Here is a 15,351-nt window from a genome sequence, read left to right on the forward strand (position 1 = left end):
ATGGCGCAGCCGTGATCCGCGCCTGACAGACGGTTTTTGCGTGGGGTGAAGAAGATGTTTGAGACGCGCGAAGGTGAGACGCTTCTTGCCGCCGATCCGGCGGAGTTGCGGCCGGACGGCCATGTCGTCTTCATCGGCCGCATCGTCTCGCCCTGGGCCAGTCGCGAGGATTGCCCCAAGAACATGCGCGCCGCCCGGGAATCGCGGCGAGCCGCGACGGTCGTGATCGACGAGCCCTACCGCCCGGGGCTGCAAAACCTGGAACGCGCCAGCCACGTCGTCATCCTGTCCTGGCTCCATCACGCGCCGCGGAATCTGATTGTGCAGAAACCGCGCCATGCGGCTGAACCGAAAGGCGTTTTCTCGCTGCGTTCCCCTGCCCGGCCCAACCCTGTCGGCCTGCATGTGGCGAAACTCGTCGTACTCGACATCGAGGCCGGCCGGATCGGGATCGACGCCATCGATGTGCTCGACGGAACGCCGGTCATCGACATCAAGCCCTATTACGCTTCCACGGATGCCTTCCCGGAAGCGACGATTGCCGGGCGAGACGAGAAATGAGCGCCCCCACCGGCCGCCGCCGTGCCATCGCCAAGGCGCTGACCGCGCTCTTGCCGCTTGCGCCCTATGCCGACATGGAAAAGATCCGCGCCGACGCCGGTTCCGTGCACATGAAGACCCTGCCCCCGACGATCGCAGTGTGGCTGGCCACCATCGCCCATGTCCGCCATGTCCACACCGATTACGAGAAGTTGCTCGCCGAGGGCTATGACCGGGATTCGGCGCGCTTCTTCGTGATCGGGCGGACCAATGAGGTGCTCACGCGTTGGCGCGCTACACGCCTGCTTCAGGAAGACGACGAGGACGAATAGGCGTCTGCGCCCTCTACGCCGCATCCCGCCAATTAATTCGGGTGCCGCCTCTGGAAAAACTGCGGCGGCGCCGTACAGGGGGATAAACGGAGATTCCTCCGTTTATCCCCCGAATTCATCGCCCTCTGGGCGGATAGCAGATCATGACTGATAAGGTTTGGTTCATCACCGGATCGTCGAAGGGTTTTGGCCGCGTCTGGGCCGAGGCCGCGCTCGCCCGCGGCGATCGCGTCGCCGCAACCGCGCGCGATGCCGGCACGCTTGCCGATCTCCTCGAGAAATATGGCGACAGGGTCGCTGCCATGCAGCTCGATGTGACCGATAAACAGGCGGTCGAAGCCGCGATCGCCGCGACGCAGAAGCGTTTCGGCCGGCTCGATGTCGTCATCAACAATGCCGGCTACGGCCATTTCGGCGCCATCGAGGAAGTCACCGAGCAGGAAGCGCGCGACCAGATCGAGACCAACGTTTTCGGCGCGCTTTGGGTGACGCAAGCCGCGCTTCCCATCATGCGGGCGCAACGCTCCGGCCACATCATCCAGATCTCCTCGATCGGCGGCGTCAACGCCTTTGCCTCGCTCGGCCTTTATCACGCCTCGAAATGGGCGCTGGAAGCCTTCAGCCAGTCGCTCAGCCTGGAGGTTGCCGGCTTCGGCATCCACGTCACCCTTGTCGAGCCCGGCGGCTTCTCCACGGACTGGGCCGGGCCGTCGGCCAAGGTTTCCAAGCCGTTGGACGCCTATGAGCCGGTCCGCGCGGCGATGGCCGAGCGCCGCAGCCGCTCGGTCGCCGGCGATCCGCAAGCGACCGGACCGGCGATGCTGGCGATCGTCGATGCCGCCGAGCCGCCGCTCAGGGTCTTCTTCGGCGATGGCGGCCTGCCGATGATCAGGCAGGAATATGCCAACCGCATCGCCACCTGGGAAAAGTGGGACCATGTTTCGGTAATGGCGCAGGGCGCCAACAGGAACCGGAAAGCCTGACACTGCCTTGGCCGGGCCCAGACCGGCCGAGGCATGTTGAGATTCAGGTCAGGGCGAGTCGAGAACGGTGGTTTCCGAGAACCGGAACGGAGCGTGCGTTTGGGCACGTGAGTACCGGAAGCGCAGGAAATCGCCGTTCGCAGGCCGACCTCACCTGAATATCAGCATGCCTCACCGATAGATCCACTGCTCCGGCACCCGGATGGAAATCTCTTCGCCAGCTCTTATGACGCCCGGCTTCTCGACCCAGGCGACGAGGCCGCGCAGCCGCTTCGCCTCCTTGGGGAAGAGCAGCGCGGTGGACTCCTGATCCGCTGCGCCGACATGCTCGGCTATCGACTGTCCGGCAACGCGGCACGGCTTGTTCTGGCCGTCGATCTTGAGCGTCACGCCGCCCTTGAAGAACATCAGCGAGCCGGCCGGCAACATCGAAAGATGCCGCACGCCTTCGATCACAAGATTGGCGCCGATCCACTCCGGCTTGATCTCCTCGAGACCCATGCGTTGGGCGACTATGGCGAGCTCGTCCGCCGCGATAAGCGACAATTGCCGCTCGTTGCGCATCTCGGTGCCGCGCGGATACCAGGGTTCCCGCCCGCCGGAACGCCGCGTCGTTCCGCCATGGAAGTCGCCGGCGATCCCGTCGAAGCCAAGCCGCAGTTCCTCGACCGCCCTCGTCTCGAAGTGATCGTGCGGAGCGGCATAGAGCGCCGCTGCCTTTGCCGTCAGCTTGCGGCCGGGCACGATGTCGACCATCGGTTCGGCCGCTGGAAAAAGCTCGAGGTTCGTTTCCTGCATGCCGCTGGTCTAAAGGCCGCTGAGAATGCGGTCCAGTCGAAAGCGCTGATGATCCGATCACACCGTTTGATGGCGATCACGAGGTTATTACCAGAAAATGCCACCCCCGCCTCACTACACGTCGCATTGCCGCCGTGCGGCCGGCATAAACGATGCGCGCTATATCGGGAGGAGGCTCGATCATGCAGGTTGGACACGCTGTCGGGGCGCTTTGGCTGTTCTGGGTGGTATCCTGGATTCTTGCCGCTGCCTGGGCCGATCCGGCGCAGAAGCGCGCGGACCTCAAGTCGGAGGCAGGCTATCGCGTCTTTTGGGTGGCCGGCACCGCGCTGCTGTTCGTGCCGGCGCACGGCTATGGCGGCCGGCTGCGGCTTTGGACGCCGACGCTTACCGAAGCCTGGATCTGCGTCGCCTTGATCGCCATCGGCATCGCCTTCGCCTGGTGGGCGCGCCTGCATCTCGGCCGGCTATGGTCCGCCACTGTCACGGCCAAGGCGGATCATCGCGTGGTCGATACCGGCCCTTATGGCCTGGTCCGTCACCCGATCTACACGGGACTGCTGCTGTCCGTCCTCGCCACCATGGCGATCAAGGGCACCGTATGGGGTATTGCCGGCGCCGCCCTGCTGCTCGTCGGCGTCGTCGTCAAGGCGAGGTTGGAAGAAAACTTCCTGCGCAACGAGCTCGGTCCGGCCTATGACGACTACGCCAGGCGCGTGCCGATGCTGGTGCCCTTCGCGCCGGCCTGAAGCCGCATCCTCAAAGCATGCGCAGCAGCGCGCCGCCGATCGAATAGCCGGCGCCGAAGGCGCAGATCAGGCCGAAATCGCCGGCCTTCATGTCGGCATGGTTCTCCGACAGCGCCACGATCGCGCCGGCGCCGGCGGTGTTGCCGAGCCGCTCCAGCACCATCGGCGCGCGGTCATGGTCGACGTCGTGGCCGAAGGACAGTTTCAGGATCATCGCATTCATGCGCGCATTGGCCTGATGCAGCCAGAAGCGGCGGATGCCATGCGGCGTCAGCCCGTGCTCGGCAAGGAACTCGACGATGAATTTCTGGCCGGCGACGGTGACTTCCTTGAACACCTTGTTGCCGACCTGCTTGATGAGATTGCCTTCCAGGTTGATCATGTAGGGATCGTCCTGGGCGGTGCGCGTGTAATAGCCGAGATTGGTGCGGATGTTGTTCGACATCTGCGTCCAGATGCGCGTGTCGAGCACCTCGAAGCGTCCCGGCCGCTTTTCGCCCTGCGCAAGTCCCTCGACGACCATGGCGACCGAGGCATCGCCGAAGATGAAATGCGTCTGCCGGTCGCGGAAGTTGAGATGGCCGGTGATGATCTCCGGTGTCGAGACCAGGATGCGCTTATGCGCCCCTGCCCTCACCAGGTTGACCGCGACATGCAGCGCCGCCGCGGCGGAAGAGCAGCCGAGCCCCATATCGAAGCCGGCGCCCTTGGTGCCCAGCGCCTCCTGCATCTCGATGGCGATGGCCGGATAGGGCCGCTGATGATGCGAGGCAGAGCAGATCACCAAGTCGATCTCCGACCCGTCGACCCCGGCATGGGCAAGCGCCTTCCTGGCCGAGGCAATGCCGAACTCCGCCTCCAGCGACAGCGCGTCGTCCGGCCGCGCCGGAATGCGCGGCGACATGCGGGTCGGGTCGAGGATGCCCTCGCGCTCGATCACATGGCGGCTTCTCACGCCCGAGGCGTGAACGATGAAGTCGCTGTCCGATTTCTGCAAAAGCGGCTCGCGGGTGTCGGCGCGGCGCGCATTCTCGGTGTCGACCCAGCTGTTGAAGCTTGCGACCAGCTCTTCATTGGTGATGACGGGCTCAGGGATTTCGGCGCCGATGCCGCTGATGATGACGCGATGCATGTCCAATCCGTCCGAGGGGCAAGCTGTGCCGAGGCGAGGCGCTACACTTGTCGCATTTGCCCGGTTTATTCCAGCTTAATTCGACAACCACCGCTGGCATTCAGGTGGTGGATGCTCAAGCGCGCTTTGCGACGATGAAGATGCGCGGGAAGCGCAGCAGCACCTTGCCGTTCGCCGTTTTCGGATAGGCCTTGGCGATCTTCGCCGTGTAGCTGTCGAGGAACAGCTTCTTTTCATCCGCATCGAGCGGATCGAGGAACGGCTTCAGCCCCGTCGCCTTGACCCATTCGACGATCGCTTCGGCATCGGCCAGCGGATGGTTGTAGATGGTGTGCCAGATGTCGAGCCGGTCGGCGAGCGGCGACAACAGATCGTAGTAGAAGGACACCGGCGGCAGCGGCCCGCGCGCCGCGCCCTCGAGCTTCGCCGAGAACCGCATCTCGGCCGCGGTTTCGCGCATCAGCCGGTGCGACGGCTCGCCGAGATTGTCGGGCATCTGGATGGCCAAGGCGCCGCCGGGCGCCAGCAATCCCGTCAGCCGCTGGAACACCGCCGGATGCTCCGGCAGCCACTGGAAGACGGCATTGGCGAAGATGACGTCGACGGGATGCTCCGGTTGCCATCCGGCGGCATCCGCCAGCTCGAAATTGACATTCGGCAGCCGCGCCCGCGCCTTCTCGATCATGTCCGGCGAGGTGTCGAAGCCGCTCACCTGGGCATCCGGCCAGCGCTCGACCAGAAGCTCGGTCGAGTTGCCGGGACCGCAGCCGATATCGACGACGCGACGCGGAAAATCGACCGGCACCTGCGCAACCAGGTCCCGCGCCGGCCGCGTGCGCTCGTCCTCGAATTTGAGGTATTGGGCGGCGGACCAGTCAGCCATGTGAGAACCCGCTTTGTTCGCCGCCCTTTGGACTGATCTTACCGCGTCAGCCGCTTGTGCGTCATGCGGTGCGGCGTTGCCGCTTCGGCGCCAAGGCGCCGCAGCTTGTCCTTCTCATATTCCTCGAAATTGCCTTCGAACCATTCGACATGCGCGTCGCCTTCGAAGGCGAGCATGTGGGTGGCCATGCGGTCGAGGAACATGCGGTCGTGGCTGATGATGACGGCGCAGCCGGCATAGGCTTCCAGCGCGTCTTCCAGCGCGCCCAGCGTTTCGGTGTCGAGGTCGTTGGTCGGTTCGTCGAGCAGCAGAACATTGCCGCCGCCCTTCAGCATCTTGGCCAGGTGGACGCGGTTGCGCTGGCCGCCCGACAGGTTGCCGACCTTCTGCTGTTGGTCGCCGCCGCGGAAGTTGAACGACGAGCAATAGGCGCGGCTGTTGACCTCGTGCTTGCCGAGCTTGATGACCTCGGCGCCGCCGGAAATCTCTTCCCACACCGTCTTGTTAGGGTCGAGCGCGTCGCGGCTCTGGTCGACATAGCCGAGCCGCACGGTCTCGCCCTTGCGGATCGAGCCGGCATCCGGCGTTTCCTGGCCCGTGATCATCTTGAACAGCGTCGTCTTGCCGGCGCCGTTCGGGCCGATGACACCGACGATGCCGCCCGGCGGCAGCTTGAACGACAGATCCTCGATCAGGAGCTCGTCGCCGAAGCCCTTGTTGAGGCCTTCGACCTCGATGACGAGGTTGCCGAGGCGCTCGCTCGACGGGATGACGATCTGCGTGTCGGTCGGCTTGCGGCTCTGCGACTGCTCGACCAGTTCTTCATAGGCCTTGATACGCGCCTTGGACTTGGTCTGGCGTGCCTTGGGCGAGGACTGGATCCACTCGCGCTCGCGCCAGATCGACTTCTGGCGGGCGTCGTCCTCGCGGCCTTCCTGGATCAGGCGCTTCGCCTTGGCGTCGAGATATTTGGTGTAGTTGCCCTCGTAAGGGATGCCGCGGCCGCGGTCGAGCTCGAGGATCCAGCCGGTCACGTTGTCGAGGAAGTAGCGGTCGTGGGTGATGATCAGCACCGAGCCGGGATAGTCGCGCAGATGCTTTTCCAGCCATTGCGTGGTCTCGGCGTCGAGATGGTTGGTCGGCTCGTCGAGCAGCAAGAGGTCGGGCTGTTCGAGCAGCAGCCGGCACAGCGCCACGCGGCGGCGTTCGCCGCCCGACAGGTTGGTCACTTCGGAGTCAGGCGGCGGACACTGCAGCGCGTCCATCGCCATTTCGACCTGCTGTTCGAGATCCCACAGATTGAGCCGGTCCATCTCGTCTTGGAGCTTGGCCGACTCGTCGGCCGTCTCGTCGGAATAGTTCATCATCAGCTCGTTGTAGCGCTCGATGATGGCGGTCTTCCTGGCGACGCCGTCCATGACGTTTTCGCGCACGGTCTTGGTGTTGTCGAGCTGCGGCTCCTGCGCCAGGTAGCCGACGGTGGCGCCCTCGGCCAGCCACGCCTCGCCCTGGAACTCCTTGTCGAGCCCGGCCATGATGCGCAGGATCGTCGACTTGCCCGAGCCGTTGGGGCCGAGAATGCCGATCTTGGCATCCGGATAGAAGGACAGGTGGACGTTATCGAGCACCTTCTTGGTGCCATAGGCCTTCGACAGGCCGGACATGTGATAGATGAACTGGCGAGCCACGCGCGCTTTCCCTGGAAACTGAAGTGTCAAGGTTGATGGGGGTTGGGCGCTATGTAGGCGATGAAGCGCCGAACGGCAATCGCTTTCGGCGCCAGACGCGCCAATCCGCGCGGATTCGCCGGTTTTCCGGCACCCAAATTCGCTCAGGGCTTTTTCGCCGCTCTCGCGATCGTGCGAAATCGGGGGTTAACCATTCGCCTTCAAAACGATGCTAGGTTGGGAAATCGCAGCCATGCCGCGGTTTCGGCGCCATGGCCACGCTTTTCCGCTTCCGGCGCCGCATCGGGCTTGGCGTGTTCATCTGCGCGCTCGGCGTCATGCATTTCCTCGAAACCTACCTTGCCAGCGTCTTCTATGTCGCGCTGCCGTTCGGGCTGGTGTCGCCCGGCTCCGCCGTGCTCTTCTCCGGCAAGCTCGTCGTGCTGCTGCTGCTCTACATGAAGGAGGATGCGGCGACCGTTCGCCAGCCGATCTACGGCCTGCTGCTTGGCAACGCCGTGATGATCGGGCTGGTGCTGGTCCTGCGCCTGCACGCGATCGCTCCACTTCCAAGCGGCAAGCTTCCCGACATCGCCTTCATCGACGAGATGGGCTGGCTGATGGTCTGGGGCACCACGCTGCTCGTCGTGGACGCAATCCTGATCATCCTGCTTTACGAGAAGCTCGGCGCCTATCTGCGCGTAAGGCCGTTCCTGCGCATCCTGGTATCGGTCGCCTGCGTGCTCACCTTCGACCAGGCCGGCTTCTTCACCGCGCTGCATTTCGTCGCCGGCGCGCCGATCGAGGTCTTCTTCGGCGGCTGGTTCGCCAAGATGGGCGCCGCACTTGCCTATAGCGGCATGCTCGTCGCCTATCTGAAATGGGTCGAAGACCACGATGTCGCCGTGCCGCGCGGCTTATCCGACATTTTCGACGCCCTCACCTATCGCGAGCGCTACGAAGCGCTGATCAAATATGTCGGCCGCGACGGCCTCACCGGCCTGCTGCATCGCGGCAGTTTCGATGCCGACGGCGAGTCCGCAGTCTCGACCGCCATCAGGATCGGCAAGCCGCTCAGCCTGCTCGTCGTCGACGTCGACCACTTCAAGTCGATCAACGACCGCTTCGGTCATGCCGAGGGCGACAAGGTGCTGAAATCGATGGCTGCCCTGCTGGTCGAGACGGTCGGCGGCAACGATCAGGTGTTCCGCATCGGCGGCGAGGAATTCGCCGTGCTGACGCAGCAGTCGCACGGGCCCGCAAGGCTGCTCGGCGAGACCATCAGGAACGCCGCCAAGACCTCGGCGCATACCGCCCGTTTCAACATCACCGTGAGCGCTGGCGTCTCCACCGTCAGCGAGACGACGCGCTGTCTAGCCGACATTTTTGCGCTGGCCGACCAGCGCCTCTACAAGGCGAAGTTGAGCGGCCGCGACCGCGTGGTCGGCGAACCTGGCAGCGAGGCTATCATCCTGCAGGCGGCCTCCCGATCAGCCTGAAAAAGAACGGGCTGACCAATATCGACCTGACCAAAGAACGGCCCGGCCAAGGATCTCTCGCCTACTGGAAGCCGATCGCGTCGACAGTGCCCTTGGGGCAACCGGCCTTGGCTGTCGGTGCCGATGCCATCAGGAGATCGGCGAGCTTGCTGTCCGGGCCGATCGGACCGGACAGGCCGAGCGTGATCTCGCCGATCATACGCCTGCCGCTCGACGGGTCGACCAGACAGGATACGCGCACCCGGTCGCCTGCGCCGGCGCCGAAGGCCTCGTTGAATGCGCCGCGGATCTGGTCCGAGGTCAATTGCTTGCCGATGTTCTTGTTGAATAGATCGCGCACCGCCGAGCCGTTCACCGCCCGCATCAGGTTCAGCGCGTCGGAGAAATAGTCCTGCTGGTTCTTGCCGTAGCAAGTGCCGTGCTTGATCCATTCGTGGCGCTCCAGTTTGGAGGCCGTGCCCGGCATCACCTGGTCGAGCTCGGCGCGCGTGTTGGCGGCGAGATCGACCGGCGGCAGGTCTCCCCAATGCGCCGGATTGTCATTGGCCTTGTCGCTTGCCGACACCTGGCAATAGAAATTGCCGTTCGGCTGCGGCCACAGCCCATGCAGCGTGAAATGCGAAGCATCGAACTCGCCGGGGCTCTGCGCCTTGCATTCGGGCTTGCTTGCCTTGGTCTCGCAGAAAGCCGGCTGCCAACTGAGCGCAAAGACATATTCGGGTTTTCCGGAGACTGACGACGGCTTGGTCTGACCGGAAGGCGCCGGCGTGGTCGCAGCGCTGCCGCCGCTGACATGGCCGCAGCTGATCTTCACCCAGCGCCGCTCGGGATCGGCGCCCGGCACCTGGATAAGGTAGTGGGTGGGCTCTTCCTTGTTGCCGGCAAGGAGCTCGTAGCTCTGCCCGGCCTGCGTCGAGATATTGCCGGGGTTCTTGCCGCTCTTGATGGCCTGCGTCGCCGGGCAGGCGCTGTCGGCGACGAAAGTGCCGCTCATCTTCACGTCGGCATGCGCCGCGCCGGCACCGGCCAGAGCCAGCACCATCGAACCCCACAATGCCCAAACCCGCATCCCGCTCTCCCGGCGATCATTGAACCGTATTGGATTCGTCACACTAGAACAGCCGACGTGTCAGAATTGCGATCTTTTTCGCCGCTCGAAAAAACAATCCCCAGCTGAGCAATCCCTATCGGCGGATTCGCAAGCGCGCTCCTCCACTTGACGCCGGCAAAAGCCTCGCCCAACAGTCGCCGAGGGAGCGAAACATGCCATTCGACAGAAAGACCAGCCTGGCCTCACCGACCGGGGCCGAGCTCAACCTCTGTGTGAAACACGCGGAGGCGAAGCCACGCGCCGTGGTCCAGATCAATCACGGCCTGGCCGAGCATGCGGCGCGCTATGCCCGCTTTGCCGACTACCTCGCGCCGCGCGGCTTCCACGTCTACGCCCACGACCATCGTGGCCATGGCGCGACGAAGGCGGCCGACGCGCCGCTCGGCAAGTTCGCGAACAGCGACGGCATCGCCAAGGTGATCGCCGACGTCGGCGCCGTTCACGACTTGATCGCGGCCGAGCATCCGGGCTTGCCGGTGATCGCCTTTGGACATTCGCTGGGCGCTTCGGTGGCGCTCAACTTCGTGCTGTGCCATTCCGAACGCGTCCATGCCGCCGCGATCTGGAACGGCAATTTCTCGCAAGGCCTGCTCGGCCAATTGGCGCTGCTCATCCTCGGCTGGGAACGGATGCGGCTGGGCTCCGACGTGCCGTCGCGCCTTCTGCCCAAGCTCACTTTCCAAGCCTGGGGCAAGGCAGTGCCCAACCACCGGACCCTATTCGACTGGCTGTCGCGCGACTCTGCCGAGGTCGACAAATACATCGCCGATCCGCTCTGCGGTTGGGACGCGTCCATCTCGATGTGGCGTGACGTGGTCAGCATGGCGCAGCACGCCGGCAAGGATTCGAACTTCACCGGCGTCCGCCGCGACCTTCCTTTCAATCTCATCGGCGGCGAGAAGGACCCCGCATCGGATTACGGCAAGGCCGTCCATCACCTGGCAAAGCGCATGCGGGCGATGGGCTTTTCGAATCTGGTTTCAAAGGTTTACCCGCAAACCCGCCATGAAAGCCTGAACGAGATCAACCGCGAAGCCGTCATGAACGATTTCGCCGCATGGGCGGATAGCGTGCTGAAGTCCTGAGCGGCGTGGCCCATCGTATGGGTCGTGACACGGCCGGTACGGGTTGCTAGAGGCTGCGCTTTGTTTAACCACGGTGATCCATGGCCGAACCTCCGCTGAAAGGCATCCGCGTTATCGAACTCGCCCGCATCCTGGCCGGTCCCTGGGCCGGGCAGTTGCTGGCCGATCTAGGCGCCGATGTCATCAAGGTCGAAAGCCCAGACGGCGGCGACGATACCCGCAAATGGGGTCCGCCCTTCGTCATGAGCCATGACGGCGAGAACCTCTCGGCCGCCTATTACCATTCCTGCAATCGCGGCAAGCGCTCCATCGCCATCGATTTCTCCAAGCCCGAGGGCGCCGAGACGCTGCGCAGGCTGGTCGCCACCGCCGACGTGCTGATCGAGAATTTCAAGCTCGGCGGCCTGAAGAAATACGGCCTCGACTATGAGAGCCTGAAGGCGATCAATCCCCGCCTCGTCTATTGCTCGATCACCGGCTTCGGCCAGGACGGCCCCTATGCGCCGCGCGCGGGCTATGATTTCATCATCCAGGCCATGGCCGGGATGATGTCGATCACCGGCGAGCCTGGCCGCGAGCCGCAGAAGGCCGGCGTCGCCATCTCCGATCTGTTCACCGGCCTCTATTCTGTAGTCGCAATCCAGGCGGCACTGCGCCATGCCGAAAAGACCGGCGAGGGTCAGCTTATCGACATGGCGCTCTACGACAGCCAGATCTCGGCGCTCGGCAACCAGAACCTCAACTATCTCGTCTCCGGCAAGTCGCCGGTGCAGATGGGAAACGCGCATATGAACATCGCCCCTTACGAGGTGCTGCCGGTGAGGGACGGCCACATCATCCTCGCGGTCGGCAATGACGGCCAGTTCGGCAAGTTCTGCGCCGTGGTCGGCCTCGCCGATCTCCCCACCAATCCGGATTTCGCCACCAACCCCGCCCGCGTCGCCAACCGGGTGAAGCTGCGCGAGTTGATCATCGCGACGCTGAGCACCTGGGATCGCGATCCGCTGCTGGCGAAGCTCGAGGCTGCCGGCGTGCCGGCAAGCCCGATCAACACCATCGGCCAGATGTTCGACGATCCGCAGACCATCGCGCGCGGCATGCGGCTCGACCTCGACGACGGCCATGGCAATCGCCTGCCTTCGGTGCGCGCGCCGATGGTGATGTCGGGCACGCCGCTCGTCTATGAACGCCCCTCGCCGCGCCTTGGCGAGCACACGCAAGAAATCCTTGCCGAACTGGAGAGAGCAGCAAAATGAAAACCGGCGGACAACTGATCGTCGAGGCGCTCGAAGCGAACGGCGCCGACCGCATCTTCTGCGTTCCGGGCGAATCCTATCTCGCGGTGCTCGACGCGCTGCACGACTCTTCGATCCGCACAATCGTCTGCCGCCAGGAAGGCGGTGCTGCGATGATGGCCGACTGCCAGGGAAGGCTGACCGGCAAGCCGGGCATCTGCTTCGTCACCCGCGGCCCCGGCGCCACCAACGCCTCGGCCGGCGTCCATATCGCGATGCAGGATTCGGTGCCGATGATCCTGTTCATCGGCCAAGTCGCCAGCCACGCCAAGGAGCGCGAAGCCTTCCAGGAGGTCGACTACAAGCGCTTCTTTGGCGATATCGCCAAATGGGTGGTCGAGATCGACGATGCCGCGCGCATCCCGGAATTCGTCACGCGCGCCTTCGCCGTGGCGACTTCCGGCCGTCCCGGCCCGGTGGTCATCTCGCTGCCGGAAGACATGCTGACCAGCGAGGTCGAGGCTCCGGAAGCGCTGCCGCACACGCCGGTCGAGACGCGTCCCGGTGAAGCCGAGATCGACGTACTGGAGATGTTGCTGAGCAACGCAAAGCGGCCGTTCGTCATTCTCGGCGGCACGCGCTGGAATGAGGAAGCGGTGGCGCATATGCGCCAGATCGCCGAGACCTGGTCATTGCCGGTCGGCTGCTCCTTCCGCCGCCAGATGCTGTTCGATCATCTGCATCCGAACTACGCCGGCGATGTCGGCATCGGCATCAATCCCAAGCTGGCGGAGCGGATCAAGCAGGCCGACGTCGTGCTTTTGATCGGCGGCCGCTTGGGCGAGATGCCGTCCTCCGACTACACATTGCTGAAAAGCCCCTATCCCGACCAGGCGCTTGTGCATGTTCATGCCGATGCCGGCGAGCTCGGCCGCGTCTATCGGCCGACGATAGCCATCAATGCTTCGCCCGCCGCCTTCGTCGCGGCTTTTGCCAAGCGCAGGCCAACGGCCAAGCCTGCCTGGGCGGGCGAGGCGGAAAAGGCGCATGCCGCCTATCTCGAATGGTCGACGCCGCCGCAGACCGGCCCGGGCGCCGTCCAGATGGGCCCGATCATGGACTATCTCGGAAAGGTTCTGCCGGAAGATGCCATCCTCACCAATGGCGCCGGCAACTACGCCACCTGGGTGCATCGCTTCTACCGCAACCGCCGCTTCGGCACGCAGGCGGCCCCGACTTCCGGATCGATGGGCTATGGCACGCCGGCCGCAGTCGCCGCCAAGTCACTGTTCCCGGATCGCACGGTGGTTGCCTTTGCCGGCGACGGCTGCTTCCTGATGAACGGCCAGGAGTTCGCGACGGCTGTCCAGTATGACCTGCCGATCGTCGTGATCGTCGTCAATAACGGCATTTACGGCACGATCCGCATGCATCAGGAGCGGGAATATCCAAGCCGCGTCGTCGCCACCGACCTTAAAAACCCGGACTTCGCGGCGCTGGCCCGCGCCTATGGCGGCCATGGCGAGACGGTGGAAAAAACCGCCGACTTCGCGCCGGCCTTCGAGCGCGCGCGCGCCAGCGGCAAGCCGGCGATCGTCGAGATCAAGCTGGATCCCGAAGCGATCACGCCGACCCGCACGCTGACGCAGATCCGCAACAAGGCCTGAGCGTCGACAAAAGCCTAGGCAGAGTTCCTTCGCGCCGACGTCCGAATTGATCGCGATCCTATCGGGCGCTACATCGCCTTCTCGATCTGGCCGCGGATTTCGCCGTCCTTGTTCTTGGCTGTGTGGACGTTGACATAATATTTGCCGGCCTCCAGATCGGCTGCCTGCTCGTCGGTGAGCGTCGCCGATCCCTTGATGGGACTCTTGAGCTTACCTTTGAATGGGATCACCGGGTCCGCGTTTGCGCCCATATCCGCCGGCCCGTGTATGTGGGCGGCCACGGCGGGCCCGCTGAGGCCGGAATATTTGACGTTCCAGCTGAGCTTCTTGCTTGTGGTGTCGAAGGTGAGTGTGGCGGTTCCCTTGCCCTTGGTGGTGACGGGCGGGCTCTGCTGGCTCCCGTCGAGCGTCGCCTTGTACTTCACCATCTCGGCCATGGCCGGTGATGCGAGAAGGAAGGCGGTCGAAACGGCCAAGGCCGAAAGCATCGGCACGGATAGGATGCGCATGAAGAACCTCCGTTGATTGCAGCACCCTTCGCGGCTCCCCTGCGCGCGGATGCGCCAATTAACGGCCGAGTGGCCGAATGTATCCCGGCACACAGTTATTTTTTACCGCAGGCAACGAAAAAGGGGCGGTCGCCCGCCCCTTCCATCTTCCGCATTGAGAGCGGAGCTTACTTGATCGCCTTGTCGGTGATCGCAGTCGTATAGGCGCCGCTCGCCTCCTTGCTGATGATCTTCTGGTCGAGCAGCGCCTTGGCGGTGCGCTCGTAAGCGGCCGGGATCAGCTTGCCGTCGGCATTGTCGACCAGCTTGGCCACTTCCTTCATCATGAACTTCTGGTGGTTCTCGTCCTGGCCGCCGGCGTCGACGACGATCTCGGCCGCCTCGTCGGTGTTCTCCGTGGCGTATTTCCAACCCTTCATCGAGGCGCGCACGAAGCGCACCATCTTGTCCTCGAAGGCCGGGTCCTTGAGCTTGTCCTCGAGCGTGTAGAGCCCGTCCTCCAGAAGGTCGTTGCCCATGGCGGAGTAGTTGAACACGACCAGGTCTTCCGGCTTGTAGCCGGCGTCGAGCACCTGGCCGTATTCATTGTAGGTCATCACAGAGATGCAGTCGGCCTGTTTCTGGATCAGCGGCTGCACGTCAAAACTCTGCTTGAGCACGGTCACGCCGTCCGGGCCGCCATCGGTCTTGAGGCCGATCTTGTTCATCCAGGCGAAGAACGGATATTCGTTGCCGAAGAACCAGACGCCGAGCGTGTGGCCCTTGAAGTCGGCTTCCGTCTTGATCGGTCCATTCTTGGGGCAGACCAGCTCCATGCCGGCCTTCTTGAACGGCTGGGCAATGTTGACCAGCATCACGCCCTTGTCGCGGGCCGCGAGCGCGCCGCCCATCCAGTCGACGATGACGTCGGCGCCGCCGCCGGCGATCACCTGCTCGGGCGCGATGTCCGGGCCGCCCGGCTTGATATCGACGTCGAGGCCTTCGGCGTCATAGAAACCCTTGGCCTTGGCGACATAATAGCCGGCGAACTGGGCCTGCGTGACCCATTTCAGTTGCAGTGTCACCTTGTCGGCGGCCATCGCCTGGAAGGCGGCCAGCGACATGGCGCCGGCCAGAGCAGAAATCAGCAGTCTTTTCATCTTATTACCCTCTGAAGTTAGC

The 15,351-nt window shown here is 64.0% G+C and carries 15 protein-coding genes; 8 read left to right on the forward strand and 7 right to left on the reverse strand.

The window, feature by feature from the left end; all coding sequences use genetic code 11:
• The first annotated feature begins 54 nt into the window (after positions 1-54).
• The 3 genes from tsaA (at position 55) to LB565_RS02015 (ending at position 1,855) form a co-directional block, all read left to right on the forward strand.
• Entirely contained in the window at positions 55-561 is a 507-nt protein-coding gene (tsaA, locus tag LB565_RS02005; RefSeq protein ID WP_224581508.1) for a tRNA (N6-threonylcarbamoyladenosine(37)-N6)-methyltransferase TrmO, read from the forward strand.
• Positions 558-872, forward strand: a complete 315-nt coding sequence (locus LB565_RS02010) for a DUF2293 domain-containing protein (RefSeq protein WP_224544847.1) — start codon at positions 558-560, stop codon at positions 870-872. Before tsaA ends, LB565_RS02010 begins: the two co-directional genes overlap by 4 nt.
• 143 nt (positions 873-1,015) lie before the next feature.
• The gene (locus tag LB565_RS02015; protein ID WP_224581509.1) at positions 1,016-1,855 is read left to right on the forward strand and encodes an SDR family oxidoreductase; all 840 of its coding nucleotides are present in this window, start codon (positions 1,016-1,018) and stop codon (positions 1,853-1,855) included.
• Positions 1,856-2,026: 171 nt separating this feature from the next.
• Here the strand turns inward: LB565_RS02015 and LB565_RS02020 are convergent, their stop codons facing one another.
• Positions 2,027-2,653 (reverse strand): MOSC domain-containing protein, encoded by a 627-nt coding sequence (locus LB565_RS02020; protein WP_224581510.1) that lies wholly within the window; start codon positions 2,651-2,653, stop codon positions 2,027-2,029.
• Between the two features lie 182 nt (positions 2,654-2,835).
• Between LB565_RS02020 and LB565_RS02025 the strand changes: the two genes are divergently transcribed.
• On the forward strand, positions 2,836-3,402 hold the full coding sequence (locus LB565_RS02025) for a methyltransferase family protein (protein WP_224581511.1): 567 nt from the start codon (positions 2,836-2,838) through the stop codon (positions 3,400-3,402).
• Positions 3,403-3,412: 10 nt separating this feature from the next.
• Here LB565_RS02025 and LB565_RS02030 read toward each other — a convergent pair whose 3' ends face one another.
• From LB565_RS02030 to ettA, 3 genes are all read right to left on the reverse strand, one after another.
• The gene (locus LB565_RS02030; protein ID WP_224581512.1) at positions 3,413-4,534 is read right to left on the reverse strand and encodes a beta-ketoacyl-ACP synthase III; all 1,122 of its coding nucleotides are present in this window, start codon (positions 4,532-4,534) and stop codon (positions 3,413-3,415) included.
• 115 nt (positions 4,535-4,649) lie between these two features.
• Entirely contained in the window at positions 4,650-5,417 is a 768-nt protein-coding gene (gene tam, locus LB565_RS02035; RefSeq protein ID WP_224581513.1) for a trans-aconitate 2-methyltransferase, read from the reverse strand.
• Positions 5,418-5,455: 38 nt separating this feature from the next.
• Positions 5,456-7,105, reverse strand: a complete 1,650-nt coding sequence (gene ettA / locus LB565_RS02040; RefSeq protein WP_224581514.1) for an energy-dependent translational throttle protein EttA — start codon at positions 7,103-7,105, stop codon at positions 5,456-5,458.
• A 251-nt stretch (positions 7,106-7,356) separates the two neighbouring features.
• On the opposite strand from ettA, the gene LB565_RS02045 reads away from it, so the two are divergent.
• Complete coding sequence (locus LB565_RS02045; RefSeq protein WP_224581515.1) at positions 7,357-8,583, forward strand: sensor domain-containing diguanylate cyclase; 1,227 nt, start codon at positions 7,357-7,359, stop codon at positions 8,581-8,583.
• Between the two features lie 61 nt (positions 8,584-8,644).
• Here LB565_RS02045 and LB565_RS02050 read toward each other — a convergent pair whose 3' ends face one another.
• Positions 8,645-9,652 carry a ribonuclease T2 family protein gene (locus LB565_RS02050; protein ID WP_224581516.1) on the reverse strand — a complete coding sequence of 336 codons (1,008 nt, stop codon included), beginning with the start codon at positions 9,650-9,652 and terminating at the stop codon, positions 8,645-8,647.
• Between the two features lie 194 nt (positions 9,653-9,846).
• On the opposite strand from LB565_RS02050, the gene LB565_RS02055 reads away from it, so the two are divergent.
• From LB565_RS02055 to LB565_RS02065, 3 genes are all read left to right on the forward strand, one after another.
• Entirely contained in the window at positions 9,847-10,779 is a 933-nt protein-coding gene (locus LB565_RS02055; protein WP_224581517.1) for an alpha/beta fold hydrolase, read from the forward strand.
• An 80-nt stretch (positions 10,780-10,859) separates the two neighbouring features.
• Entirely contained in the window at positions 10,860-12,035 is a 1,176-nt protein-coding gene (locus LB565_RS02060) for a CaiB/BaiF CoA transferase family protein (protein WP_224581518.1), read from the forward strand.
• Positions 12,032-13,681 carry a thiamine pyrophosphate-binding protein gene (locus LB565_RS02065; protein WP_224581519.1) on the forward strand — a complete coding sequence of 550 codons (1,650 nt, stop codon included), beginning with the start codon at positions 12,032-12,034 and terminating at the stop codon, positions 13,679-13,681. The genes LB565_RS02060 and LB565_RS02065 overlap by 4 nt, the downstream gene beginning before the upstream one ends.
• Positions 13,682-13,749: 68 nt before the next feature.
• Here the strand turns inward: LB565_RS02065 and LB565_RS02070 are convergent, their stop codons facing one another.
• Both LB565_RS02070 and LB565_RS02075 read right to left on the reverse strand, forming a co-directional pair.
• Positions 13,750-14,190: a CHRD domain-containing protein gene (locus LB565_RS02070; protein WP_224581520.1), complete on the reverse strand. Its 441-nt coding sequence runs from the start codon at positions 14,188-14,190 to the stop codon at positions 13,750-13,752.
• 167 nt (positions 14,191-14,357) lie between these two features.
• A complete protein-coding gene (locus LB565_RS02075) occupies positions 14,358-15,329 on the reverse strand; it encodes an ABC transporter substrate-binding protein (RefSeq protein WP_224581521.1) in 972 nt (323 codons plus the stop codon).
• Positions 15,330-15,351 lie beyond the last annotated feature (22 nt).

The sequence above is a fragment of the Mesorhizobium sp. CA14 genome (assembly GCF_020165195.1).
Lineage (GTDB): Bacteria > Pseudomonadota > Alphaproteobacteria > Rhizobiales > Rhizobiaceae > Mesorhizobium.